Origin of the sequence: Enterobacter cloacae complex sp. 370H10, from assembly GCF_050031535.1 — a bacterium.
GTDB classification, from domain to species: Bacteria; Pseudomonadota; Gammaproteobacteria; order Enterobacterales; family Enterobacteriaceae; genus Enterobacter; species Enterobacter intestinihominis.
Genome location: NZ_JBLGWG010000001.1, coordinates 2,771,854 through 2,797,772 on the forward strand (window position 1 = coordinate 2,771,854; position 25,919 = coordinate 2,797,772).

General features: G+C 56.4%; 22 protein-coding genes and 1 pseudogene. 10 read left to right on the forward strand and 13 right to left on the reverse strand.

Annotated elements, in window-relative coordinates; all coding sequences use genetic code 11:
* Positions 1-187 precede the first annotated feature (187 nt).
* Positions 188-1,870: an alpha,alpha-trehalase gene (locus ACQG2Q_RS13620; RefSeq protein WP_426759215.1), complete on the forward strand. Its 1,683-nt coding sequence runs from the start codon at positions 188-190 to the stop codon at positions 1,868-1,870.
* Positions 1,871-1,942: 72 nt separating this feature from the next.
* Here the strand turns inward: ACQG2Q_RS13620 and ACQG2Q_RS13625 are convergent, their stop codons facing one another.
* On the reverse strand, positions 1,943-4,045 hold the full coding sequence (locus ACQG2Q_RS13625; RefSeq protein ID WP_063849148.1) for a TonB-dependent siderophore receptor: 2,103 nt from the start codon (positions 4,043-4,045) through the stop codon (positions 1,943-1,945).
* A gap of 160 nt (positions 4,046-4,205) precedes the next feature.
* On the opposite strand from ACQG2Q_RS13625, the gene ycgR reads away from it, so the two are divergent.
* Positions 4,206-4,937 carry a flagellar brake protein YcgR gene (gene ycgR / locus ACQG2Q_RS13630; protein WP_063849149.1) on the forward strand — a complete coding sequence of 244 codons (732 nt, stop codon included), beginning with the start codon at positions 4,206-4,208 and terminating at the stop codon, positions 4,935-4,937.
* A gap of 37 nt (positions 4,938-4,974) precedes the next feature.
* On the opposite strand, the gene emtA is transcribed toward ycgR, so the two are convergent.
* A complete protein-coding gene (emtA, locus tag ACQG2Q_RS13635) occupies positions 4,975-5,586 on the reverse strand; it encodes a membrane-bound lytic murein transglycosylase EmtA (RefSeq protein ID WP_022648424.1) in 612 nt (203 codons plus the stop codon).
* Between the two features lie 107 nt (positions 5,587-5,693).
* Here emtA and ldcA point away from each other — a divergent pair, with 107 nt between their 5' ends.
* Positions 5,694-6,608, forward strand: coding sequence for a muramoyltetrapeptide carboxypeptidase (ldcA, locus tag ACQG2Q_RS13640; RefSeq protein WP_063849150.1), 915 nt, complete (start codon positions 5,694-5,696; stop codon positions 6,606-6,608).
* Between the two features lie 97 nt (positions 6,609-6,705).
* Positions 6,706-8,373, forward strand: a pseudogene (locus tag ACQG2Q_RS13645) (potassium/proton antiporter); the annotation flags it as partial.
* A gap of 163 nt (positions 8,374-8,536) precedes the next feature.
* On the opposite strand, the gene dadX reads toward ACQG2Q_RS13645, so the two are convergent.
* Together dadX and ACQG2Q_RS13655 are read right to left on the reverse strand one after the other, a co-directional pair.
* Positions 8,537-9,607 carry a catabolic alanine racemase DadX gene (gene dadX, locus ACQG2Q_RS13650; RefSeq protein ID WP_063849151.1) on the reverse strand — a complete coding sequence of 357 codons (1,071 nt, stop codon included), beginning with the start codon at positions 9,605-9,607 and terminating at the stop codon, positions 8,537-8,539.
* Between the two features lie 9 nt (positions 9,608-9,616).
* Entirely contained in the window at positions 9,617-10,915 is a 1,299-nt protein-coding gene (locus ACQG2Q_RS13655) for a D-amino acid dehydrogenase (RefSeq protein ID WP_022648428.1), read from the reverse strand.
* Positions 10,916-11,236: 321 nt separating this feature from the next.
* Here ACQG2Q_RS13655 and ACQG2Q_RS13660 point away from each other — a divergent pair, with 321 nt between their 5' ends.
* Complete coding sequence (locus ACQG2Q_RS13660) at positions 11,237-12,769, forward strand: SpoVR family protein (protein ID WP_022648429.1); 1,533 nt, start codon at positions 11,237-11,239, stop codon at positions 12,767-12,769.
* A 66-nt stretch (positions 12,770-12,835) separates the two neighbouring features.
* Here ACQG2Q_RS13660 and fadR read toward each other — a convergent pair whose 3' ends face one another.
* Positions 12,836-13,555: a fatty acid metabolism transcriptional regulator FadR gene (fadR, locus tag ACQG2Q_RS13665; RefSeq protein WP_015570315.1), complete on the reverse strand. Its 720-nt coding sequence runs from the start codon at positions 13,553-13,555 to the stop codon at positions 12,836-12,838.
* Positions 13,556-13,757: 202 nt separating this feature from the next.
* Here fadR and nhaB point away from each other — a divergent pair, with 202 nt between their 5' ends.
* Both nhaB and dsbB read left to right on the forward strand, forming a co-directional pair.
* Entirely contained in the window at positions 13,758-15,296 is a 1,539-nt protein-coding gene (nhaB, locus tag ACQG2Q_RS13670; RefSeq protein ID WP_045308313.1) for a Na(+)/H(+) antiporter NhaB, read from the forward strand.
* 46 nt (positions 15,297-15,342) lie between these two features.
* Positions 15,343-15,873 carry a disulfide bond formation protein DsbB gene (gene dsbB, locus ACQG2Q_RS13675; protein ID WP_032622423.1) on the forward strand — a complete coding sequence of 177 codons (531 nt, stop codon included), beginning with the start codon at positions 15,343-15,345 and terminating at the stop codon, positions 15,871-15,873.
* Between the two features lie 99 nt (positions 15,874-15,972).
* Here the strand turns inward: dsbB and ACQG2Q_RS13680 are convergent, their stop codons facing one another.
* The 3 genes from ACQG2Q_RS13680 to ACQG2Q_RS13690 form a co-directional block, all read right to left on the reverse strand.
* Positions 15,973-16,413, reverse strand: coding sequence for a YcgN family cysteine cluster protein (locus ACQG2Q_RS13680; protein ID WP_022648432.1), 441 nt, complete (start codon positions 16,411-16,413; stop codon positions 15,973-15,975).
* A gap of 93 nt (positions 16,414-16,506) precedes the next feature.
* A complete protein-coding gene (locus ACQG2Q_RS13685; RefSeq protein WP_022648433.1) occupies positions 16,507-17,166 on the reverse strand; it encodes a fumarylacetoacetate hydrolase family protein in 660 nt (219 codons plus the stop codon).
* A 47-nt stretch (positions 17,167-17,213) separates the two neighbouring features.
* Positions 17,214-17,489, reverse strand: a complete 276-nt coding sequence (locus ACQG2Q_RS13690) for a YcgL domain-containing protein (protein ID WP_006810982.1) — start codon at positions 17,487-17,489, stop codon at positions 17,214-17,216.
* 123 nt (positions 17,490-17,612) lie between these two features.
* On the opposite strand from ACQG2Q_RS13690, the gene minC reads away from it, so the two are divergent.
* From minC to minE, 3 genes are read left to right on the forward strand one after another with little or no spacing between them, the layout of a single operon-like run.
* Entirely contained in the window at positions 17,613-18,320 is a 708-nt protein-coding gene (minC, locus tag ACQG2Q_RS13695; RefSeq protein WP_063853545.1) for a septum site-determining protein MinC, read from the forward strand.
* Positions 18,321-18,342: 22 nt separating this feature from the next.
* Positions 18,343-19,155 carry a septum site-determining protein MinD gene (minD, locus tag ACQG2Q_RS13700; RefSeq protein WP_003859938.1) on the forward strand — a complete coding sequence of 271 codons (813 nt, stop codon included), beginning with the start codon at positions 18,343-18,345 and terminating at the stop codon, positions 19,153-19,155.
* A 3-nt stretch (positions 19,156-19,158) separates the two neighbouring features.
* The gene (minE, locus tag ACQG2Q_RS13705) at positions 19,159-19,425 is read left to right on the forward strand and encodes a cell division topological specificity factor MinE (protein WP_003859937.1); all 267 of its coding nucleotides are present in this window, start codon (positions 19,159-19,161) and stop codon (positions 19,423-19,425) included.
* Between the two features lie 86 nt (positions 19,426-19,511).
* Here the strand turns inward: minE and rnd are convergent, their stop codons facing one another.
* From rnd to ACQG2Q_RS13730, 5 genes are all read right to left on the reverse strand, one after another.
* Positions 19,512-20,627: a ribonuclease D gene (gene rnd / locus ACQG2Q_RS13710; protein ID WP_123059168.1), complete on the reverse strand. Its 1,116-nt coding sequence runs from the start codon at positions 20,625-20,627 to the stop codon at positions 19,512-19,514.
* Between the two features lie 83 nt (positions 20,628-20,710).
* Positions 20,711-22,396 carry a long-chain-fatty-acid--CoA ligase FadD gene (fadD, locus tag ACQG2Q_RS13715; protein ID WP_072201026.1) on the reverse strand — a complete coding sequence of 562 codons (1,686 nt, stop codon included), beginning with the start codon at positions 22,394-22,396 and terminating at the stop codon, positions 20,711-20,713.
* A gap of 203 nt (positions 22,397-22,599) precedes the next feature.
* Entirely contained in the window at positions 22,600-23,181 is a 582-nt protein-coding gene (locus ACQG2Q_RS13720; RefSeq protein ID WP_023300347.1) for a Slp family lipoprotein, read from the reverse strand.
* A gap of 37 nt (positions 23,182-23,218) precedes the next feature.
* Positions 23,219-23,914, reverse strand: a complete 696-nt coding sequence (gene tsaB / locus ACQG2Q_RS13725; protein WP_023300348.1) for a tRNA (adenosine(37)-N6)-threonylcarbamoyltransferase complex dimerization subunit type 1 TsaB — start codon at positions 23,912-23,914, stop codon at positions 23,219-23,221.
* Between the two features lie 66 nt (positions 23,915-23,980).
* On the reverse strand, positions 23,981-25,891 hold the full coding sequence (locus tag ACQG2Q_RS13730) for an ATP-dependent DNA helicase (RefSeq protein ID WP_023303884.1): 1,911 nt from the start codon (positions 25,889-25,891) through the stop codon (positions 23,981-23,983).
* Positions 25,892-25,919 lie beyond the last annotated feature (28 nt).

The following is a 25,919-nucleotide window of genomic DNA, read 5'->3' on the forward strand; positions in this document are numbered from 1 at the left end:
ACCCGGCCTTTCCGTGGTGTGGTTAAAAATTAAGTAATCCAACCCTGGTGTAGTGAAAGCGCACCCGAATTATCTGGTTATGCGAAAAATGGGACATTCAACACGCGAAGTTATCGATATTCGTCTAAGGTTTTCAGGTAATTGACAACAGCGGTCACGCTGCTCAGTGAAGACAGGAGACGAACCGATGATAAGACCTCGCGCACGACGCCCCGCTTTTTTACCCCTTGCGTTGGCAGGCGCACTACTCGGTGTTACCGCATTTGGTTATGCTGAAGACCAGCCAACGAGCCAGCAAAGCTCACCTGATATTCTTCTTGGCCCCCTCTTTAATGACGTTCAGAGCGCCAAACTGTTCCCGGATCAGAAAACCTTCGCGGATGCCGTTCCCAAAAGCGACCCGCTGATGATCCTGGCGGATTACCGGATGCAGCATACCCAGTCCGGTTTTGACCTGCGTCACTTCGTGGAGATGAACTTTATCCTGCCGAAGGAGGGTGAGAAATATGTTCCCCCTGAGGGCCAGAGCCTGCGCGAACACATAGACGATCTGTGGCCTGTGCTGACCCGCACCACCGACAAAGCGAACAAATGGGACTCCCTCCTGCCTCTGCCAAAACCCTATGTCGTGCCGGGAGGACGCTTCCGCGAAGTCTATTACTGGGACAGCTATTTCACCATGCTGGGGCTGGCCGAGAGCGGCCACTGGGATAAGATCGGCGACATGGTGGACAACTTCGCATACGAGCTTGATACCTGGGGCCATATCCCTAACGGTAACCGCAGTTACTACCTGAGCCGCTCTCAGCCGCCTTTCTTTTCTTTGATGGTGGAACTGTTGGCCACGCATGACAGCGACGCGTTGAAGAAATACCGTCCGCAGATGGAGAAGGAGTATGCCTACTGGATGGAGGGGGCTGATGGGCTCCAGCCTGGTCAGGCAAACAAACGCGTAGTGAAGCTGGATGACGGCTCCCTCCTCAACCGCTACTGGGACGATCTGGACACGCCACGCCCTGAGTCGTGGCTGGATGACGTGACCACCGCCAAAAATAACCCTAACCGTCCGGCCACCGAGATTTACCGTGATCTGCGCTCTGCCGCGGCCTCGGGCTGGGATTTCAGCTCCCGCTGGATGGACGATCCCCAGAAGCTGGGTACCATCCGCACCACCAGCATCGTGCCGGTGGATCTGAATGCGCTGATGTTTAAGATGGAAAAACTGCTGGCCCGTGCCAGCCAGGAAGACGGGGATACCGCAAGCGCAAGTAAATATGACGCGCTGGCCTCCGCACGTCAGAAAGCCATGGAGAGCCACCTGTGGAACGATAAAGAGGGCTGGTATGCGGATTACGATCTGAAAACCAGGAAGGTGCGTAATCAGCTGACTGCCGCGGCCCTCTTCCCGCTGTATGTGAAGGCCGCATCACAGGATCGCGCCGATAAAGTGGCCGCAGCCGCATCGTCGCGCCTGCTGAAACCGGGCGGTATTTCTACCACCACCCTCAACAGCGGGCAGCAGTGGGATGCGCCGAACGGCTGGGCGCCGTTGCAGTGGGTAGCGGTGGAAGGGTTGCAGAACTATGGTCAGCAGAAAGTGGCGATGGACGTGACCTGGCGTTTCCTGAAAAACGTTCAGCATACCTACGATCGCGAGAAGAAACTGGTTGAGAAGTACGATGTCTCTTCGACAGGTACCGGCGGTGGCGGCGGTGAGTATCCGTTGCAGGACGGTTTCGGCTGGAGTAACGGTGTGACGCTCAGGATGCTGGACATGGTCTGCCCGAAAGAGAAGCCGTGCGACAGCGTACCGGAGAATCAGTCTGCGGCAAACGATGATGTTGCACCTGCTAAACAGGCGGCGCAGTAGCGCCCCTCACCCTAACCCTCTCCCCAAAGGGGCGAGGGGACTGTTCAGTGCGGTAACGCCACCGGGCTTTTTTCAGAAGCTGTAGCTCGCCCCGACCTGGAAGGTGCGGTCGCGGCCTATCCAGCAGTTGGTCGCGTCATAGCAGGTGAGCGTCTCTTTGTTGGTGACGTTCTGCGCGCTCGCTTTCAGCGTCAGCCCCTCCAGCGATGGCGCCAGTTCGCCCATGCGGTAAGATGCCGCCAGATCGTACTGCGTCGTACCGCCCAGCTTGCCTGCATCATTGGCTGGCGAGATCTCCATCGGCCCGGTGTAGCGTGCACCAGCCCCCAGCGTTAACCCTCTCAGCGGCGTGCTGTCAAAGGTGTAATCTCCCCACAGATTAAAGGCGTTCTCAGGGACCTGCGTCGGTCGTTTGCCCTGGTACTTGTCATCTTCGGTATTGATGGCGTGGGTGTAGGCATAATTGGCAATCAGCGTCAGGTTATCCGTTGGACGACTAATAGCGGAAAGCTCCGCGCCTTTCGATTCCACTTCCCCGGTCTGTCGGTAGTTGAGGAAACCCGGATCGCTGGTCACCACATTTTTCTGACGAATGTTAAACACCGAGGCGGTGAAGGTAGTTGCATATTCCGCCAGCAGATATTTCACCCCACCCTCCACCTGCTTACTGGTGGTGGGCTTAACGTCTTTCGCGGTCAGCGTACCCTGCGGCGATACCGGTGCGAAGCCTTCCGAATAGCTGATAAACGGCGAGAGACCATTGTCGAAGGCATAAAGCGCCCCCAGTCGTTTGGTGAGGCGATCCTGCGATACCCAGGCTTTGTCACCGTTTTGCAGATAGTTGGTGGTGACGGAACGGTAGTCGTCAAAGCGCAGGCTGGCCAGCACGTTAAGCCCGCCAAACGCAATCTGATCCTGAAGGTAATAGCCATTCTGCTGATAGCCGAGACGGTTTTTCTGCGCTGTTTCAAGCCCCAGCGCATCGTTATCGATCTGCGAGTGATCCGGATTGCGCATATCGATACCCGGTGTGGACGAGGCGTAACGATAATGGAAGTGAGAGTTCAGCTTCTGGTAGTCAAAGCCCGCCAGCAGATGATGTTGCCAGTCCCCCAGCGCGACGGTTCGGGTAACCTGGTTATCAATGTTGAAGCTCTGCAAATCTTCATCCGTGGTATAGGCGAAGCGGTTAAGCTGGTAGACCTCGCTGCCCGTCCCGGTGGAATAGGCGCTGCGCTGGTGGGTATCCACGTCAAAGTAGCGCGCTTTCTGGTTAAAGCCCCAGCCACTGTCAAACTCATGCTCAAAGCTGTAGCCCAGCATCCACTGGCGCTGTTTGAAGCCGCTCCACTCATCCCCGGCATAGTCACGACGATCGGCGTATTTAGACCGCAGATAGCTTAGCGGCATCGGATCAGACGGCGTCAGGCTCGGCGTATTTTGCGCCAGCGCGTCAATGGTCAGGCGCGTTTTGTCATCCGGCTGCCAGGTCACGGAGGGGGCCACCAGATAGTTTTCATACCGCGTGGTGTGCGCCTGTTCGTCACTTTCCGTCGCTTTGCCCAGCAGACGATAGTTCCAGTCGCTGTTCGCAATCTGCCCCGTGGAATCCAGGTACCCCTCTTTCAGATTGCGGTTTCCGGTATTAAAGCCCAGTTCCGTTTTCGCCTCTTTCTGCGGCTTTTTACTCTGAATATTGACCAGCCCGCCCGGGGAGCCGCCGCCATACAGCACGGATGACGGCCCCTTCAGGATATCGACGCTCTCAATCAGCAGCGGATCGATTCGCGCTTTGGTGTTCCCGGTGACGTTATAGGGAAGTTGCAGGCCGTTGTAGAACTCCTGATCAACGTTGAACCCGCGGATTTTGTACTCGCTCATGTAAGAGGTGCTCCCGCGCACCTCCGTGGAAACGCCCGGCGCATAGCGCAGGATCTCGTTTACCGAACTGGCGTGCCGCTGCTCAATCTCTTTAGAGGCGATGGTGTTGATCACCTGCGGCGTTTTACTTTCCGCGACGGCTGATTTCGTGGCGCTATTGGTCCAGGCAGGGAGCGCGCTGCCCTGCTCTGTACCGGTTACCACGATGGTGGGTTCTTCTGCGAAAGCCTGTGTCTGCAATGCCAGCGTAACGGCGCCTGCCAACGCGCATAACGCAAAACGTGAGGTGCTCATAGTGTCGTCTTATTATTAGATAATATTGGGAACGACAATTATTATCATTTTTATTACCGAATCAATATCAGCGGAGAAAAACAGATCGTTTGTATTAAGTTTCATGCCAGCGTGCCGATAACCCAGAGACAGTCTGTCATCTATCGAGGAGCCATCTGGCGTGAGTAGCTACAGTGAGCAGTTCCTGAAACAAAATCCGCTGGCTGTATTAGGGGTGTTACGCGACCTGAAAAAGGGCGAGGTGCCGCTGCGCATCAACTGGTCAACCAGCCAGTTTATCAGCAAGATCCTGGACGTGACGGCAGAACACCTGATCGTGGATCTGGGTAGCCAGAGCGATGAAAACCGTGCCGCGCTACAGGCAGAAAACCTCTCGGTGATGGCCGAAACGCAGGGGGCTAAAGTTGAGTTTATACTGCCTCACCTGACCACGATCGTGTACCAGGGTTTGCCTGCGTTTATCACCCCCCTGCCCGCTAATCTCTGGTTCGTGCAGCGCCGCGAGTATTTTCGCATCAGCGCCCCGCTTCACCCGGCCTACTTCTGTAAGGCAAAAATGCCGGACAAAAAAGAGATCCGCTTTCGTCTCTTCGACCTGTCGCTGGGCGGCATGGGAGCGTTGATGGATATGCCGAAGCCGGAAGGGCTGGTGGAAGGTATGCGTTTTAGTCAGATCGAGCTGGATATGGGCGGATGGGGACGCTTCTGGTTTGACGCCCAGCTGATTGCCATCAGCGAGCGCAAGGTGGTGGACGGCAAAAACGAAACCATTACCACGCCGCGACTGAGTTTTCGCTTTCTGAATGTCGGGCCAGGCGCCGAGCGCGAATTACAGCGCATCATTTTTTCACTGGAGCGTGAAGCGCGGGAACGCGCGAATAAAGTGCGCTGAAAGGCGTCGGGCAGCGTGCTGCCGCCCGACAAAGACGTTACATGGCGTCCATTGCTTTCTGTACTTTCCAGATATAACGTGGAGCCTGTGCTGACGGATGATTCTTCACAACGTGTTCGAAGAATTCATCTTTATCCATATCGTTAATCTCTTCTATCGCCTCTTTGCGATCGGATGAGAAGGTTCGGAGCAGCGCGCCAGCTCCGTTAACGTACGACACCACCAGCGCATATTGCATCACTTCCGGATCGTCAATCCCCTTCAGAATGCCATGCTCCAGAATGCTCAGGTAAGCGGTTCCCATAGAGATATTACGTTCCGGGTTTTTCAGCTCGCTGGTGGATGGCTGTCCCTTCCAGCCCATGTAGCGATAGACCTCTCTTCCCGCCGTAGAGGCTTTTAACTGCATCAGCCCCACCGCATTCGATTTACTCACCAGCGTCGGGTTCCCGCCGGACTCCACGGCGATGATCGCGGTGATCAGGCGCGGGCTCACGCCCCAGGCCTTCCCGGCTTGTTCGCTGATCGGCATCCACTGCATGGCCCGCTTTACCGGGACTTCAGGATTCCAGGGGGGATTTTTATAATCATGTTTTGAACTACAGCCAGCGAGCAACACAATCAAAAAAGCAAACCATCTCAATTTCACGTCATCTATCCTTATAGCCGGTCATCGCGGTACGTCGCCCCTTGAAGCAGGCGGCGTATAAGCGGCATGATATAGACAATTAGATTCTCATTCAGCAAGGAATTGCCATGCCTCAGTTTCATCTCATTGCACCGTCGGGCTACTGCATCAACCAGGAGGCGGCACAGCGGGGCGTTCAGCGCCTGCTGGAAATGGGCCATCAGGTAAAAAATCAGACAATTATCCCCCGCCGCATGCAGCGTTTTGCCGGTACGGAGGCGCAGAGACTGAGCGATATCAACAGCCTGGCAACGCTGGAAGGTGAAAACACCATTGTGCTGGCCGTGCGCGGCGGCTATGGCGCAAGCCGGCTGCTGGAGAGCATCGACTGGGCCGGGCTGGCCGCACGCCAGCAGCAGGATCCGCTGTTAATCTGCGGACACAGCGATTTCACGGCGATCCAGCTCGGGCTGCTGGCGTTGCATAACGTCATTACCTTTAGCGGCCCGATGCTGGCCGGCAACTTTGGTGCGCCGGAGCTGGATGCGTTTACGCAGGACCATTTCTGGCGCGCCCTGCAAAACCCGACGTTTACCGTCGAGTGGCAAGGCAACGGACCGCACTGGGAATGTGAAGGGCAGCTGTGGGGCGGAAACCTCGCGATGCTGGTATCGCTGATTGGGACACCGTGGCTGCCGCAGATCGAGGACGGCATTCTGGTGCTGGAAGATATCAACGAACACCCGTTCCGCGTCGAACGCATGCTGTTACAGCTTTATCACGCCGGGATCCTGGATCGGCAGTCGGCCATTGTGCTGGGCAGTTTCAGCGGGTCAGCCCCCAACGATTACGACGCGGGCTACACGCTGGAGACGATGGTCGATTTCATTCGTTCCCGGCTGGATATTCCGGTGATCGCCGGTCTGAATTTCGGCCATGAGCAGCAAACCGTTACCTTGCCACTGGGTGCCCGGGCGCACCTTGCACACGGTAATTCAGGCAGTCGGTTAACAATCAGCGGTCATCCGGTCTTAAAGGCATAAAAAAGCCGTTATTCCCCCTCAATAAAACGCAGATACAGTTGTTAATATGTTAGGGTTTTAATAACAGCGTTCACATTGAGGTGGGAGTAAGACGACATTGAGTGCCACAGCGATAATCAGTCTTTTCATTCTGGGTTCCATCCTGGTAACCTTCAGCATTTTATTAAGTTCATTTTCATCGCGCCTTGGCATACCTATTCTTGTCATTTTCCTGGCTATCGGCATGCTGGCGGGGGTTGACGGAATCGGCGGTATCCCCTTCGATAATTACCCTTTCGCCTATATGGTAAGTAACCTCGCGCTGGCGGTGATCTTGCTGGACGGCGGCATGCGCACCCAGGCAAGTTCGTTTCGCGTTGCCTTAGGCCCGGCGCTGTCTCTGGCTACCGTCGGCGTGCTAATCACCTCCGGCCTGACCGGTATGATGGCAGCCTGGCTGTTTAACCTCGATATGATGGAAGGCCTGCTTATTGGCGCGATTGTCGGCTCTACCGATGCGGCGGCGGTGTTCTCGCTGCTCGGCGGCAAGGGGCTGAACGAGCGCGTTGGCTCCACGCTTGAGATTGAATCCGGCAGCAACGATCCGATGGCGGTGTTCCTGACCATCACCCTGATTGAGATGATCCAGCAGCACGAAACTGGCCTGAGCTGGTTGTTCGCCTGGCACATCCTCCAGCAGTTTGGCCTCGGGATTATCATTGGTCTCGGCGGCGGTTACCTGTTACAGCAGACAATCAACCGTATTACGCTGCCTTCCGGCCTTTACCCGCTGCTGGCCCTGAGCGGCGGGATCCTGATCTTTGCCGTCACCACCGCGCTGGACGGCAGCGGTATTCTGGCGGTTTACCTCTGTGGATTCCTGCTGGGCAACCGACCGATTCGTAACCGTTATGCGATACTGCAAAACTTTGACGGGCTGGCCTGGCTGGCACAGATCGCTATGTTCCTGGTGCTGGGCCTGCTGGTGACGCCTTCCGACCTGCTGCCTATCGTCGTGCCAGCGCTGCTTTTGTCGGCCTGGATGATCTTCATCGCCCGTCCGCTGTCGGTGTTTGCCGGGCTGCTGCCGTTCCGCGGGTTTAACCTGCGTGAGCGGATATTTATCAGTTGGGTGGGGCTGCGCGGCGCGGTGCCGATTATCCTGGCGGTTTTCCCGATGATGGCCGGGCTGGACAACGCTCGTCTGTTCTTCAACGTCGCCTTCTTCGTGGTGCTGGTATCGCTGCTGTTCCAGGGGACGTCGCTGGGCTGGGCGGCGAAAAAAGCCAAAGTGGTGGTACCGCCCGTTGGCTGGCCGGTCTCCCGCGTGGGGCTGGATATTCACCCAGACAACCCGTGGGAACAGTTTGTCTATCAGCTAAGCGCGGATAAGTGGTGCGTGGGTGCTTCGCTACGCGATCTGCATATGCCCGCTGAAACGCGCATTGCCGCCCTGTTCCGGGATAACGCCCTGCTTCACCCGACCGGCAGCACGCGGCTGCGAGAGAACGATATCCTCTGCGTGATTGGCCGCGAGCGCGACCTGCCTGCCCTTGGCAAGCTGTTCAGCCAGTCGCCCCCGGTGGCGCTGGATCAGCGTTTCTTCGGCGATTTTATCCTCGAAGCCAGTGCCCGCTTTGCGGATGTGGCGCTGATTTATGGGCTGGAGGGAGGACTGGAGAATCGCGATAACCAGCAAACACTGGGCGAGATTATTCAGCAATTATTAGGGGCTGCACCGGTCGTCGGTGACCAGGTGGAGTTTGCCGGGATGGTCTGGACGGTGGCCGAGAAAGAGGATAACGCGGTGCGCAAAGTCGGCGTAAGGCCGATGGAGGAGGAGGCGGCGGAGTAGCTGCTTTTTTGCCGGGTGGCGCTAACGCTTACCCGGCCTACGTTCGGGCTTTTGTAGGCCGGGTAAGGCGAAGCCGCCACCCGGCACACACATGTTACACCGTCACAACAGGCACTCTTGACGCCAGCGCGCACATCAGTTCATACCCGACAGTGCCCGCCGCAGCGGCCACATCATCAATTTTAACCTCGTTGCCCCACAGCTCAACCGGTGAGCCGATCCCCGCCTGAGGACATGGCGTCAAATCAATAGCCAACATGTCCATTGAGACGGTGCCTACCGTGCCCGTACGCACGCCATCGACCCACACCGGCGTGCCGCTCGGGGCGATGCGCGGATAACCATCTGCATAGCCCCCCGCCACGATACCGATACGCTGTTCGCCCGCTGCCCGATAGCGGCTGCCATAGCCCACCGTATCGCCCGCTTTCAGGGTTTGCACGCCGATAATTTCGCTTCGTAACGTCATCACCGGCTTCAGGCCGCTGTTGGCGATATCCTGCCACTGACCTGAGGGTGACGCGCCGTACAGAACGATCCCCGGGCGCACCCAGTTGTAATGCGCCTCGGGATGCCAGAGCGTTGCCGCTGAGTTCGACAGCGAGCGCGGACAGTCCAGCCCTTCTGCCGCCTGCTCAATGCGGACCATACCATCGGCAATGCCGTCCGGCTTTTCCGCATCGGCAAAATGCGCCATCAGCGTCATCTCACCGACGTTTTTCAGCGCACGAAGCTGCTGCCAGACCGTGTGCACACGTTCAGGCTGGAAGCCCAGACGATTCATACCGCTGTTCACTTTGAGATAGATATCCAGCGGGGCATGCAGCTTCGCGTCCTGAATGGCCTTGATCTGCCAGTTACTGTGAACGCTGGTCGTCAGGCGGTACTTATCCAGCAGAGGCAGATCTTGCAGATGGAAGAATCCTTCCAGCAGCAGGATCGGTCCTTTCCAGCCGCGCTCACGCAGCAGGATGGCCTCTTCCAGATTCAGCAAGGCAAAACCGTCGGTGGAGCCGAGCGCACTCCAGATACGGTCGATACCATGACCGTAGGCGTTGGCTTTCACCACCGACCAGACACGAGAACCCGGCGCAGCACGACGAACAATTTGCAGGTTATCCTTCAGCGCCTGCAAATCCAGCTGGGCCAGAATGGGACGGGACATGACGACTCCTTAATTATGCGCGCCGTGCAGGTGTTGTGGACGCGAGGGGGTAAACCCTGATTGATAGCGTGCGGCGCTTAAATCGTCAAACGGAATTGCCGGCGTCCGCCCGGAAATCAGGTCGCTAAGCAGCTGGCCCGAACCGCAGGCCATGGTCCAGCCAAGCGTACCGTGGCCGGTATTTGTCCACAGATTTTTGTAAGGCGTACGGCCCACAATCGGCGTGCCGTCCGGGGTCATTGGACGCAGGCCGGTCCAGAACGTCGCCTGCTCAATGAAACCGCCGCGCGGGAAGAGATCGCCGACGACCATCTCCAGCGTTTCACGACGTGGTTTGAGCAGTTCGGTATTGAAGCCCACGATTTCCGCCATGCCCCCGACGCGGATCCGGTTATCGAAGCGGGTGATGGCGATTTTGTAGGTTTCATCAAGAATGGTTGATACTGGCGCGCCGCTGTCCTCTTTCACGGGAATGGTCAGGGAGTAGCCTTTCAGCGGATAGACCGGGATATCCAGGATCCCTTTCAGCATCGCGGTAGAATAGGATCCGAACGCCATCACGTAAGCATCGGCTTTGATGACCTCTTCTCCACACTTCACGCCGTAAATCTTCTCCCCTTCCGACAGCAGCTTGTCGACAGAGGTGTTGAAGCGGAATTTCACCCCGGCCTGCTCACACATGCGCGCCAGACGCTGGGTGAAAAGCTGGCAGTCGCCAGTTTCATCGTTCGGTAAACGCAGGCCGCCCGTCAGCTTGTGCGCGACCTCGGCAAGTGCTGGCTCCACCTGGGCAAGTTGGCTGGCTTCCAGCAGCTGATAGGGTACGCCCGCATCTTCAAGCACGGCGATATCGCGGGTCGCGTTTTCATACTGTTGCGCGGTACGGAACAGCTGAAGTGTGCCGCCCTGGCGCCCTTCATATTCGATCCCCGTTGAGGAACGCAGCGCTTTCAGGCAATCGCGGCTGTATTCTGCGAGGCGCACCATGCGCCCTTTGTTTTCCATGTAGTGGCGGGTGTCGCAGTTGCGCAGCATCTGCCACATCCACTTAAGCTGGAACTGTGTGCCGTCAAGGCTTATCGCCAGCGGCGCATGTCGCTGAAACATCCATTTGATCGCCTTCAGCGGAACGCCCGGGGCCGCCCACGGCGCAGCGTAGCCCGGGGAGATCTGCCCCGCATTCGCCGCACTGGTTTCCAGCGCCGGACCGGATTCGCGATCGATAACGGTAACCTCATGTCCCGCCTGACTTAAATACCAGGCGCTGGTTACGCCAACGACACCACTTCCCAGTATGACAACACGCATAGCCACTCCATTATGAGCAAAAGAACAATCATCTAATTACAGATTGATAACCTAGCTGAAAATATTATTCAACATATGACTTTTTTATGGTGACTCAACTCACATATCCCGCTGTATCAGGGGATAGCGCTTATTTGGGATCTCCTGCTGCGCGTTATTTTTAACCAGTAGAAAATTCTGCGAGCACCGCTTTTTTTGCCGTATCGAAAACGGGAAATCGCAAAGAAAAAATTTCTGCGCCCCGCGTATTTGAATGGGGTGATCTATGCTTGAAAGGAGGCTCTCCAGTCAGAGAGAGCGACCAACAACGAGGGCGCGCTAATGGCTACACTAGATTCCATGTCAAGGGACAGCACCCGTCTGAGCGATGGACCCGACTGGACCTTCGAATTGCTGGATGTCTACCTGGCGGAGATCGACCGGGTGGCCAAACTCTATCGTCTGGATACCTACCCCCATCAGATTGAAGTCATCACCTCGGAACAGATGATGGACGCTTACTCCAGCGTCGGGATGCCGATTAACTATCCGCACTGGTCGTTTGGTAAAAAATTCATTGAGACAGAGCGGCTGTATAAGCACGGGCAGCAGGGATTGGCGTATGAAATCGTTATTAACTCTAACCCGTGTATTGCCTATCTGATGGAGGAGAACACCATTACCATGCAGGCGCTGGTGATGGCGCACGCCTGCTATGGACATAACTCGTTCTTCAAAAATAACTATCTGTTCCGCAGCTGGACGGACGCCAGCTCCATCGTCGATTACCTGATCTTCGCCCGCAAATACATTACCGACTGCGAAGAGCGCTACGGCGTGGACGAGGTAGAGAAGCTACTGGACTCCTGCCACGCGCTGATGAATTACGGCGTTGACCGCTATAAGCGTCCGCAGAAGATCTCATTGCAGGAAGAGAAAGCCCGGCAGAAGAGCCGCGAGGAGTATCTGCAAAGCCAGGTGAATATGCTGTGGCGCACCCTGCCGAAACGTGAGGAGGAGAAAACCGTCGCCGAGGCGCGTCGTTACCCTTCCGAGCCGCAGGAAAACCTGCTCTACTTTATGGAGAAGAACGCCCCACTGCTGGAGCCGTGGCAGCGTGAGATCTTGCGCATCGTGCGCAAGGTGAGCCAGTATTTCTATCCTCAGAAGCAGACCCAGGTGATGAACGAAGGCTGGGCGACCTTCTGGCACTACACCATTCTTAACCACCTGTATGACGAAGGAAAAGTCACCGAGCGGTTTATGATGGAGTTTTTGCACAGCCACACCAACGTGGTATTCCAGCCAGCGTATAACAGCCCGTGGTACAGCGGCATTAACCCTTACGCACTCGGCTTTGCCATGTTCCAGGATATCAAGCGTATCTGCCAGTCGCCCACCGAAGAGGACAAATACTGGTTCCCGGATATTGCCGGTTCTGACTGGCTGGAAACGCTGCACTTCGCGATGCGTGATTTTAAGGATGAGAGCTTTATCAGCCAGTTCATGTCGCCGAAGATCATGCGTGATTTCCGCTTCTTCACCGTACTGGATGATGACCGCAACAACTACCTGGAGATCTCTGCGATCCACAACGAAGAGGGCTATCGTGAGATCCGTTCGCGCCTGTCGTCTCAGTACAACCTGAGCAATCTTGAACCGAACATTCAGGTCTGGAATGTGGATCTGCGCGGTGACCGCTCTTTGACGCTGCGCTATATCCCTCACAACCGCGCACCGCTGGATAAGGGGCGTAAGGAAGTGCTGAAGCATGTGCATCGCCTGTGGGGATTTGACGTGTCGCTGGAGCAGCAGAATGAAGATGGCAGCGTGGAGCTGCTGGAGCGGTGCCCGGCGCGGTTGAATACGTTGTAGTTTTTTTACCCGGTAAGCGAAGCGCCTCCGGGCGAAAAAAACCTCTCAATCGAGAGGTTTTTTATTTCAGCGACTCTGAATCGCTAAATCACCCGGCAGGGTTTTCTGCATTCGGTGCCAGATTTCACCGGAGTCGTGGCCATAACGACGCACCGTTTCATAGACCTGATCGTGCAGCCCTTCGGTGCAGAGCTTGCTCAGTTTATGGTAGAAGCCGAGCGCCAGGCTGCGGGCTTCAGGGTTGGCAAAGTAGTGACGACCAATGCGTGTATATAACCCTTTCATTCCATTCAGGATCAGACCGTAAACCGGATTGCCGGAAGCAAACGCCAGACCGCGGAACACGTTGTAGTCGAGGGTCGCAAAGGCGTCCGCGTGGTCTTCCACCTCATTGGCGGTGGCAAGCACCTTCAGCGCATCTTCAGGATGCTGACGAAACGCGGTGCGGATGAAAATGGTAGCGATGTTGGTGCGCACCGAAAGCAGATTGTCAATCAGCTGCGGTACGCTTTCGTGATCGAGACGCGCCAGCGTTTCCAGAATATTCAGCCCGGACGTTTCCCAGAAGTTATTCACCTTAGTGGGTTTGCCATGCTGTATCGTCAACCAGCCATCGCGCGCCAGACGCTGGAGCACTTCTCGCAGCGTGGTACGGGTGACGCCAATCAGTTCAGAGAGTTCGCGTTCAGCAGGTAGAATTGATCCCGCAGGGAAACGATTATTCCAGATGCTTTCAATGATGTACTCTTCCGCGAAACCCGCCGGGCTCTGCGCCTTAATGACCATAGTGAGATTTCCATTACACAGCTTTAGCAAATTGCACTCATCATACCAGAGGCGCGCAGAGGCAGATAGCGCAGCAGAGACAGAAAAGAGGGATCGCCGTTTCATTTTTATGAAATTTACAAAATGGCTTTATCCCCCTCTCCGCCGCCGTTTTTGCGTATACTGATGTCTTGTCTTATTTGACGGGGAAAGGACGTCTGTCGTGGAAATTTCATTTGGGCGCGCGCTGTGGCGCAACTTTTTAGGTCAGTCACCTGACTGGTACAAACTCACTCTACTGGTATTCCTGGTCGTTAATCCCGTTATATTTTTGCTGGATCCCTTCGTTGCCGGGTGGATGTTGGTCGCCGAGTTTATCTTTACCCTGGCGATGGCATTGAAGTGCTATCCGCTGTTGCCCGGCGGGCTGCTGGCGCTGGAAGCCGTGGTCATTGGAATGACCAGCGCGGAGCATGTTAAAAACGAGATTGCGTCGAATCTTGAAGTCCTGCTACTGCTGATCTTCATGGTGGCGGGGATCTACTTTATGAAGCAGCTTCTGCTGTTTATCTTCACCCGTCTGCTGCTGAGCATTCCGTCGAAAACGCTGCTCTCGCTGGCGTTTTGCCTCGCCGCGGCTTTCCTCTCTGCCTTCCTGGATGCGCTGACGGTTGTGGCGGTGGTGATCAGCGTCGCCGTCGGCTTTTACGGTATTTACCACCGGGTCGCTTCGTCTCGTCCTGGCGATAACTTGCAGGACGACAGCCACGTTGAGGCGCACAACCGCGATGTGCTCGAGCAGTTCCGCGCGTTTCTGCGCAGCCTGATGATGCATGCGGGCGTGGGGACGGCGCTGGGCGGCGTGATGACAATGGTTGGAGAGCCGCAAAACCTGATTATCGCCAAAGCGGCTGAGTGGCATTTTGGCGAATTTTTCCTGCGCATGGCGCCGGTCAGCGTGCCCGTTTTGATCTGCGGCTTAGCGACCTGCGTGCTGGTCGAAAAATTCAACCTTTTTGGGTATGGCGCGAAGTTGCCCGATCAGGTCCGTCAGGAGCTGCATAAGTTTGACGAGCAGAGCCGCAAACAACGCACGCGCCAGGAGACGCTGCGCCTGATTGCACAGGGCATCATCGGCGTGTGGCTTATCGCTGCGCTGGCCTTCCACCTTGCCGAGGTGGGGCTGATTGGTCTGTCGGTAATTATTCTGGCAACCAGCCTGAGCGGCGTCACGGACGAACATGCTATCGGAAAAGCCTTTACCGAAGCGCTGCCGTTTACCGCCCTGCTGGCGGTGTTTTTCGCCGTCGTGGCGGTGATTATTGACCAACATCTGTTCGCGCCAATCATCGCGTTTGTGCTTCAGGCCACGCCAGATTCGCAGCTAACGCTGTTCTATTTGTTTAACGGTCTGTTGTCTTCTATATCCGATAACGTCTTTGTCGGGACGGTATACATCAATGAGGCCAAAGCCGCGATGGAGCAAGGGATTGTCAGCAGTGAACAGTTCGAGCTGCTGGCGGTGGCGATCAACACTGGAACCAACCTCCCCTCCGTGGCAACCCCGAACGGTCAGGCGGCCTTCCTCTTCCTGCTGACCTCGGCGCTGGCGCCACTCATACGACTTTCTTATGGAAGAATGGTCTGGATGGCGCTGCCGTACACGCTGGTGCTTACCCTTGTTGGTTTGCTGTGCATCAAAATTACTCTCGTCCCCTGTACGCAATGGTTGTTGCAAGCAGGTATACTTGCGGCGCATTAAAATTCGTTTACACTGCGCTGTCTAAGCATGTTCCAGGGAAATGATTATGTTGCGATTTTTGAACCAGTGCTCACGCGGTCGCGGAGCGTGGTTGTTGATGGCCCTGACCGCCTTTGCGCTGGAAATGGTCGCGCTGTGGTTTCAGCATGTGATGGGGCTGAAACCTTGCGTCCTGTGTATTTATGAGCGTTGTGCGCTGTTCGGCATTATGGGCGCAGGTCTGGTAGGTGCGATTGCACCTAAAACACCGTTACGCTATGCCGCAATTGCCATCTGGCTGTACAGCGCCGGGAAAGGGATTGCGCTTGCCTGGGAGCACACCCAGATGCAGCTTCACCCGTCGCCGTTTATGACCTGCGACTTTGCCGCCCGCTTCCCGAGCTGGCTGCCGCTGGATAAATGGCTGCCGCAGGTGTTTGTGGCCTCCGGTGACTGCTCTGTACGCCAGTGGGAGTTTCTGACGCTGGAGATGCCGCAGTGGCTGGTGGGCATTTTTGTCGCCTACTTCGTGGTAGCGCTGCTGGTGCTGATTGCCCAGCCGTTCAAGCCAAAGAAACGCGATCTTTTTGGAAGGTAAAAGCAAAACGGCAACGTCAGTTTTGTAGGTCGGGTAAGCGCAGCGCCACCCGACAAAATTGCGCACAATAAAAAACCCGCCTCGGCGGGTTTTTTATTATCACCGATTAGGGTGATTCATAATGTGGTCTTCCCAGTCCTGCACCTCGGACTCTTTCACCGCAATGTGGCGCACGGAAATACGCTCGCCGTGCATCGCCGCTTTCGACCCCGTCAACAGCGGATGCCATGTGGGCAGATCTTTACCTTCCGCCAGCAGGCGATACGCGCAGGTATGCGGCAGCCACTCAAAGGTCGGCAGATTTTCACGGGTTAACTTGATGCAGTCCGGCTCATAGTCGAAACGGCGCTCGTAGTTGCGGCACTGGCAGGTTTTGATGTTTAACTGCTTGCAGGCTACGTTGGTGAAATAGATCTCATCCGAATCTTCATCCATCAGCTTATGCAGGCAGCACTGCCCACAGCCGTCACACAACGATTCCCACTCCGCGTCGGTCATGTCGTCGAGAGTTTTGCTTTGCCAGAAAGGAATGTCGTTCATCGGGATGTCCACACGTCAAAATAGAGCGCACCTTATAACGAGTCTGGCACGTTGATGCAAGTTTTGCCGCCCTTTTCAGGCGGCAAGGTGCTTTTACAGCACGCGGGTTTTCAGCGACAGGCCGTTAAAACTGACGTCCAGCTCGTCGCCACTGTGCAGCGGCCCCACACCTTCCGGAGTGCCGGTAAGGATCACGTCGCCGGGTTTCAGGGTGAAGAAGCGGCTCATGTAGGCAATCAGCGGAACGATCTTATGGATCATGTCAGCGGTCGTCCCCTGCTGGCGAATCTCGCCGTTGACCTTCAGGCTGAGGGGCGTATTCTGCGGGTCGTCGGTAAATTCACTCACCGGAACGAAACCGGAAATCGGGCATGAATTGTCAAAGCCCTTGGCTTTTTCCCACGGCTGCCCCGCTTTCTTCATTTTGCTCTGGACGTCGCGCAGGGTCAGGTCGAGCGCGACACCGTAACCCGCAATCGCTTTCTCTACATGCTCTTCGGTCGCCTGGCGCAGCGTCGCGCCGATCAGCACCGCTAGCTCCACTTCATGATGCACCGAGCCCAGCCCCTGCGGCAGAACCAGCGGCTGGCGAATATCGCACAGTGCGGTTTCTGGCTTAATAAACAGAACCGGCTCATCCGGCACGGCACTGCCCATCTCCTGAATATGTTTTGCATAGTTGCTGCCCACGCAGATCACTTTGCTGACGGGATAATCCAGTAATGCACCTTGCCAGTTATGATGTTGATACATGGTCGACCCCTAATCGGTTGATGAGTTGTTCCCGGAGTAACCCGGGCTTATTTCTTTCCGCTCACCTCAAGATGCTGTTTTAATAAATTCTCCGGTGGCGGCGGAAGCTGTAAATAATAGCCCTGCTCGGTTAACGCCTTTTTGACTTTCTCCAGATCGGCGTTCACCAGCTTCTTACGGCCGTCCAGCGGCAGCAGCATCGCCAGTTGCGGTCGGCCAAAGCTTTTCATTAATTCCTCAGGCACGCGGGAAAAATCGTCTTTCTTTTCGACATAAAGGTAGGTCTGGTCGCGGCTGGTACTTCTGTAGATCACACAAAACATGTTTTTACTCTGAATTAATGGGTGGTTGCTTGCCTCAATATACTCCTGACTATAACATGCCTGATACTCTTCGGAATATCGCGGCGATGTGTTGCGGTTAATAGCAAATTGAGTAAGGCCAGGATGTCAAATACGCCCATCGAGCTTAAAGGCAGTAGCTTCACCTTATCAGTGGTTCATTTGCATGATGCAAAACCCGAGGTTATTCGTCAGGCGTTAGAAGACAAAATCGCGCAGGCTCCCGCTTTTCTTAAGCATGCTCCTGTTGTCGTTAATGTAAGCGACCTTGAGGGGCCGGTTAACTGGAAGCGACTCCAGCAGGCCGTCGTCTCCACGGGGTTGCGCATCGTGGGTATAAGCGGCTGTAAAGACGCAGAGTTAAAAGCCGAAATTGAACGCGCGGGTTTGCCCTTGTTAAACGAGGGTAGAGAAAAATCCCCGCGTGCAACGCCTGCAACCGTTCCCGCTCCCCCGCCTCCGGCGCAAAATGTAGCCCCAGTCACAAAAACGCGATTGATTGATCTGCCGGTTCGTTCCGGTCAGCGCATTTATGCGCCAAACTGTGATCTGATTGTTACAAGCCACGTCAGTGCGGGCGCAGAACTGATTGCAGACGGCAATATTCACGTTTACGGTATGATGCGTGGGCGTGCGCTTGCGGGTGCCAGCGGCGATCGAGAAGCACAAATTTTTTGTACTCACCTGACGGCAGAACTGGTGTCTATCGCAGGTGAATATTGGCTGAGCGATAAAATCCCAGCCGAATTTTATGGCAAAGCGGCTCGTCTGCAGCTGGCAGATAACGCTTTGACCGTTCAACCGTTAAATTGATCCCTTTTAACAAGGAATTTCTATGGCACGCATTATTGTTGTGACTTCGGGTAAAGGAGGCGTTGGCAAGACCACCTCCAGCGCGGCCATCGCTACTGGTTTGGCCCAGAAGGGAAAGAAAACCGTCGTAATCGACTTCGATATCGGTCTGCGTAACCTGGACCTGATCATGGGTTGCGAGCGTCGCGTGGTGTATGACTTCGTGAACGTCATTCAGGGCGATGCCACGCTTAACCAGGCGCTAATTAAAGATAAGCGTACCGAGAACCTCTACATTCTCCCGGCGTCCCAGACCCGTGATAAAGACGCGCTGACCCGTGAAGGCGTGGAAAAGGTCCTCGACGATCTGAAAAAGATGGAGTTCGACTTCGTGGTCTGCGACTCCCCGGCCGGTATCGAAACCGGCGCGCTGATGGCGCTCTACTTCGCGGATGAAGCCATCATCACTACTAACCCGGAAGTCTCGTCAGTACGTGACTCCGACCGTATTCTCGGCATTCTGGCCTCGAAATCTCGTCGCGCGGAAAATGGCCAGGAGCCGATCAAAGAGCACCTTCTGCTGACCCGCTACAACCCGGGTCGGGTGAACAAAGGTGACATGCTGAGCATGGAAGACGTGCTGGAGATCCTGCGCATCAAACTGGTTGGCGTGATCCCGGAAGATCAGTCCGTATTGCGCGCCTCTAACCAGGGTGAGCCCGTGATCCTGGATACACAGGCAGACGCGGGTAAAGCGTATGCGGATACCGTTGACCGTCTGCTGGGAGAAGAACGTCCTTTCCGCTTCATTGAAGAAGAGAAGAAAGGTTTCCTCAAACGCCTGTTCGGAGGATAAGTTATGGCATTACTGGACTTTTTTCTCTCGCGGAAAAAAAGCACCGCCAACATCGCAAAAGAACGTCTGCAAATCATTGTGGCGGAACGTCGTCGTAGCGACGCCGAACCGCACTACCTGCCGCAGCTGCGCAAAGACATTCTGGAAGTGATCTGCAAATACGTGCAGATTGACCCGGAAATGGTCACCGTTCAGCTGGAGCAAAAAGACGGGGATATTTCGATTCTGGAGCTGAACGTGACGCTTCCGGAAGCGGAAGAGTCGCGTTAATCCGTTTGTGGTTTTGTAGGCCGGGCAAGCATCGTACCGCCCGGCAATTTCCCCGGTGGCGCGGCGCTTACCGGGGCTACAATTCTTTAGCGCGGATACCCTTCCAGCAGGGTATTCAGGCGTTCAGCCATCAGTTCCCCCCGCCATCCGGCGACCAGTTCAGGTAAACCATTTTGCGGTTTCAACTTCCAGTGCCAGTTCAGCAGCTGGTTAATCTGACGACGTGAAGCCAGCAGTTCGGCGCTCAGTTTGCTTTCCCCCGCCACCGTCTGCACCAGCGCTTTGATATCTTTGAACGCCTTGCGGTAGCCCGGCATATCCATCAGGTTAAGCAGTGGTTCTGGCAGTGCGTCCTCCGGCAGCTGCTGAGCTTTCTCTACCAGCGCGAGCAGCGTTTTACCGTGGAAACGGATCTCACTCCCGGAAAGGCCAATGCTGTCCAGTTCGCCAAGGCTACCCGGCATATAGCGCGCTACCGCCCACAGGTGTTCTTCACGCACCACGAAGTTTACCGCCAGATCGCGCTCACGCGCTTTACGCAGCCGCCAGTCAGCCAGCAGTTGCAGACAGGCCAGTTGACGGGTGCGCAGCTGCCAGGCGTTAGTGATGTCACGCCAGGCCTCTTTCGGATCAACCACTTCCTGACGACGCTGCTGCGTCATGCGGCACTCGTCCAGGGCGGCAGACAGCCAACCGGACGCCTCAGCCTCTTTCATAAGCTGGCCAGCAATCGGCAGCAGGTAGAATACATCTGCCGCGGCGTATTCAAGCTGACGCGCCGTCAGCGGGCGCGCGAGCCAGTCGGTACGCGATTCGCTCTTATCCAGCGTCAGACCGGTGTACTCTTCCACCATCGCCGCGAAGCCCCAGGAGAGCGGACGACCGCTGAACGCCGCGAGGATCTGGGTATCAATCAGCGGCTGCGGCATGATGCCAAAGGTGTTGAGAAAGACTTCCAGATCTTCACTGCCGGCGTGCAGATATTTGGTCACGGCGGTATCAAGCAACAGCTCGCGCATTGGCGCCCAGTCGGTAATGCCGAGGGGGTCAATCAACGACACGTGTTTGCCGTCATACATTTGGATCAGGCCCAGCTGCGGGTAGTACGTGCGGGTACGGACAAATTCCGTATCCAGGGCGATAGCGGGGAAATCACGCGTCACCTCGCACAGCGAAGCCAGCTCGTCGTTGGTAGTGATCATCTGGTAATTCAAATCGGACTCTCTTTTGTTTGCGCCCATAAAAAACGCCGGCTTAACCGGCGTCTGGGCGATTAACGTGAAGCTCAGGCCTTATTGTCCACTTTGGCACGGGCTTCGTCACGTAATTCTCGTCGTAATATCTTCCCGACGTTGGATTTCGGCAGCTCATCGCGGAATTCCACCAGCTTCGGCACTTTATAGCCCGTCAGCTGCCGGCGACAAAACGTTATCAGCGCTTCCTCGGTAAGAGAAGGATCTTTCTTGACCACAAATATCTTCACCGCTTCACCACTGCTGCCGGATGGAACCCCCACCGCTGCCACTTCCAGCACGCCGCTGTGCTGCATCACCACGTCTTCGATTTCGTTCGGATAGACGTTGAAACCGGAAACGAGGATCATGTCTTTCTTGCGATCGACGATACGCAGAAAACCTTCGTCATCCATCACCGCGATGTCGCCGGTGTACAGCCAGCCGTCTTTGATGATCTCATCCGTGGCATCTGGGCGCTGCCAGTAGCCCAGCATCACCTGCGGCCCTCTGACGCACAGCTCGCCCGGTTCGCCGTGAGGCACTTCGTTACCCTCATCGTCCACCAGTTTAGCTTCCGTCGACGGGACCGGCAGACCGATACTGCCGCTGTGGTAGTCGATGTCATGCGGGTTGACGCTGACCAGCGGGGCGCACTCCGTCAGACCATAGCCTTCCAGCAGATACTGTCCGGTGAGTTTTACCCAGCGCTCGGCAACCGCCTGCTGAACCGGCATCCCGCCGCCCGCAGAAAGATGCAGCGTGGAGAAATCGAGCTGCTGGAACTCTTTATTGTTAAGCAGCGCGTTAAACAGGGTGTTCACGCCGGTCATGGCGGTGAACGGGTATTTCGCCAGCTCTTTAACCAGCCCCGGAATGTCGCGCGGGTTGGTGATCAATACGTTTTGACCGCCAAGCTCGATAAACAGCAGGCAGTTCATGGTCAGCGCAAAAATGTGATACAGCGGAAGCGCGGTGATCACCAGCTCCTTGCCCGGGTGCAGTAGCGGCCCGTAGGTGGCGTTCACCTGTTCAAGGTTCGCCAGCATATTACGATGGGTCAGCATCGCCCCTTTAGCCACGCCGGTGGTACCGCCGGTGTATTGCAGGAACGCCAGATCTTCTGACACGATCTCCGGCTTAACGTACTGCATCCGATAGCCCGCATGCAGCGCACGGCGGAAAGAGATGGCATCCGGCAGGTGGTATTTCGGCACCAGCCGCTTAACGTATTTCACGACAAAGTTGACCAGCGTACCTTTCGCGGTAGAGAGCTGGTCGCCCATGCGCGTCAGAATGACGTGCTTAACCTGAGTTCTTTCAACGACTTTTTCCAGCGTGTGGGCAAAGTTGGAGACAATCACAATCGCCGCCGCACCGCTGTCATTCAACTGATGTTCCAGCTCGCGCGGGGTATAGAGCGGGTTAACGTTAACCACGATCATCCCCGCCCTGAGGATCCCGAACAGCGCCACCGGGTATTGCAGCAGGTTTGGCATCATCAGCGCGACGCGATCCCCTTTCTGCAAGCCCAACCCTTCCTGTAAATAGGCCGCAAACGCCCGGCTGCGCTCTTCCAGCTTACGGAAAGTCATCACTTCGCCCATATTCACAAATGCGGGCTGGTCAGCGTAGCGCCGTACCGAGTGTTCAAATAATTCAATCAGGGATTGATAACGGTCAGGATTGATCTCCGCAGGGACATCCGCGGGATAACGGTTAAGCCAAACCTTTTTCAATGCATCACCTCTGAAATGAGTGTTCGTCGTCATCACAGCCCCGATAATAAACAGTTTGTTAACATTATATTAACTCAGCGTACCAGTTTATTAATTGCTCAGATTGCAGGTTGCGAAGCGCGTCACTCTTTTTTTTCGTTTTGTCCGTAAAAAAACAGAGACAGCGGCTGAGCCGCTGTCTCTTTCCTAACAATAACAGTAAGTTACTCAGTTACGATTGTTTGAACCTGTGCAGGGCCTGGATTGTACCAACCCCAGCCACCGTAGCCGTAACGATACGGATGTGGACCCCACATCCACGGATCGATTGGCTGTGGCGGCATCACCACCTGCTGGGCGATACGCCAGCGTTTGTAGCCGTTCACCTGCATGGTCATAAATTTGTATGGCGTATTGCCGATTTTCCCCGCCACCGAACCGGTAATCGGCCCGACGACGGTCACCAGCTGCCCGCGGAAATCTACCGGATCGAGGAAGCCGCTGACGTCAGCGTAGATCCGCCCGCGCGAGGCTTCACCCAGAACAGGCCGTGCGCCGCTGTCCAGTGGAACGGTGGCAATCTCCAGCCGGGTTTTCCCCTGCTGGTTTAGCACTTCAACCACCTTGCCGCCAAAGCGCGCTTCCTGCCCGACATACAGCTCCGGAGCATTCATCACGCGTACCAGATCCTGCTGTGGCGTCGGGCTGGTGCCCTTGATCGCATCAGGAACGGTGACGCACCCGCTCAGTGCTATGGCAACCGCGCCTGCCATAAAAAAGCGTACAACTTTAGTCTGAACCGCCATGATGCGACTCCTTTTTCTCAGTTCCTGTTACTGAGATTCACTCGCGGCCAGGAAGTTTCTTCCATGCGACGGTGTTTCGTAAATAAACCGGCTCGGCGTGTTCAACGGCCACGGTTTTTCCTGCGGCAAGCTGCTGACAGGCAACAGGCAACATATCTTCGGCGGCAGGCAGGAGCATGTTACCGTCCACCAGCGTAAGGCCGGTGTCCTTCGCCATCTCAGGCCATGCCGGCCAGCCGGTTCCGACCGTCGCCCACTCACCGGTGAGCTGTTTCAGGCGCTCGGTGACGGCTTCAGGTTTAAGCACGGCTTCCGACTCTTCGCCGTGCCAGACGCCGTTTTCGTCACGGGTGTACTCCGCCCAGTAGACTTCACCCATGCGGGCATCAATCGCGGCCAGCACGCGGCTGGCACCGGTCATGCGCCAGGCACCCTGAGCCATAGTCGCAAGCGTTGAAACGCCGATCATCGGCAGGTCAGCGCCCAGCGCCAGCCCCTGCGCAATGCCAATCCCGATACGTACGCCCGTAAAGCTGCCCGGGCCACGGCCATAGGCCAGCGCGTCGAGGTCAGTCAGGGCGGTGTTGCCCTCGGTTAAAATGGTTTTTACCAGGGGCAGAATACGTTGGGTGTGTTCCCGTGGGCACTCTTCGAAATGAGCAAAAGTCGTACCGTCGTTCCACAGGGCAACGGAACAGGCCTCTGTCGCGGTATCAATAGCCAGAATTCGCATCAGTCGTCGCGCTCTCGCAATGGTCAGTCACAAAATGGCGCGCATCTTAACACACTCCGGGAAGAATTACTCCGCCGTCGGGTTCGCCAGGAAGCGGACCGCGCGTTTAATATCCCGTGTGCGCGGCGCAGGCGGCAGGCTGGCGAGGAAGGTGGCGCCGTAGGGACGCATCACCAGGCGATTGTCGCAGATCACCAGCACTCCGCGGTCGGTGACGTCGCGTATCAGTCGCCCTACCCCCTGTTTAAGCGTGATAACCGCGTCCGGCAACTGGACGTCGTCGAACGGATCGCCCCCGCGCAGACGGCAGTCCTCCATGCGTGCTTTCAGGAGCGGATCGTCCGGCGATGTGAACGGCAGCTTATCGATAATCACCAGCGAGAGCGTATCGCCGCGCACGTCCACCCCTTCCCAGAAGCTGCTGGTCGCCACCAGCAGGGCATTACCGGCGCTGACAAACTGCTGGAGCAGCTGGCCTTTGCTGGTTTCCCCCTGCAACAGCACCGGCAACGTCATGGTCGCGCGGAACTGCTCGGCCAGATCGCGCATCATGGCGTGAGAGGTGCAGAGCATAAAGCAGCGTCCGTTGTTGGCCTCAATCATCGGCTTTAGCATGGCCGCCAGATGGCGCGCCGCCCCTGGCTGGTTAGGCAGCGGCAGATTGCGTGGCACGCACAGCAGCGCCTGTTTCTCATAGTCGAACGGGCTTGGGAGGAGTAAGGATTCAGCCTGCTCAATGCCGAGACGCTCGGTAAAGTGGTGCAGATCGTCGTTGACCGACAGCGTGGCCGAGGTAAAGACCCAGGTGCCGGGCTTTTGCGCCATCACCTCTTTGAATTTATCGGCAACGGTCAGCGGCGTGAGCGCCAGGGTGAAGTGGCGCGAGGTACATTCATACCAGTAGCTGTAGCCCGGCTGGTTGATCTCTTTCAGCCGCTTCAGCCGCCCACGGTAGAGCGTGGCCCGCTCGAAGGCGGCGTCCAGCAGCGCTGAACGTCCGAGGGATAGCTTCGCCACGTCGTAACAGAGTTCAAGGGCATCATCGAGCAGCAGCAGCGCGCGCTGGATATTTTTGTCCGCGAGCAGCTCGCGCAGGTTGCCGCGATAGCCCGGCTCGCCAAGCTGTAAGCGGAAATCCTGTGCGCATTGCGCCAGGCGGTCCGCGCACTTCTGCAACTGCTGGGTATCTTTGAGCTCGGTGCGATAGGCAATGGTAATATCTTTCGCCAGATCCTGAAGCTGACGGCTGGAGAGCGACTGGCCAAAATACTGGCTGGCGATGTCCGGTAGCTGATGGGCTTCATCGAAGATCATCACCTCCGCCTCCGGGATTAGCTCGCCGAAACCACTGTCCTTGACCACCATATCCGCAAGAAACAGGTGATGGTTCACCACCACCACGTCGGCGTCCATCGCCGTTTTACGCGCTTTCACCACAAAGCAGTCTTTATACAGCGGGCAGTCGCTGCCGAGGCAGTTGTCGTTGGTGCTGGTCACCAGCGGCCAGGCCGGGGAGTCTTCCGGCACGCTCGCGCAGGTGCTGATGTCCCCCTCCTCCGTCTGGTTGGCCCAGGCGCGCAGGACGATCACATCGCTGAGTGTTTGTACCGGCAGGTCACCGCCCGCCAGTGCCTGCTGTTCGAGACGCTCCAGACACAGATAGTTAGAACGCCCTTTCAGCAAGGCCAGACGCCCTTTGTATTTCAGCGCTTTCGCCACCGTGGGTAAATCGCGGCTGTAGAGCTGATCCTGGAGCGCTTTTGATCCCGTAGAGATGATCACCTTTTTTTTCGCCCGCAGCGCAGGAGCGAGGTAAGCGTAGGTTTTCCCCGTACCGGTGCCGGCCTCCACAACCAGCGGCTGCGCCTTGTCGATGGCGTGCGCGACGGCATGCGCCATCTGACGTTGAGGTTCGCGCGGTTTAAAACCGGGAATTGCCTGTGCTAACTGACCTTCAGGGGAAAAATCGTCTGCCACGGTGTTCTCTCACTGTATTTTTGCACAG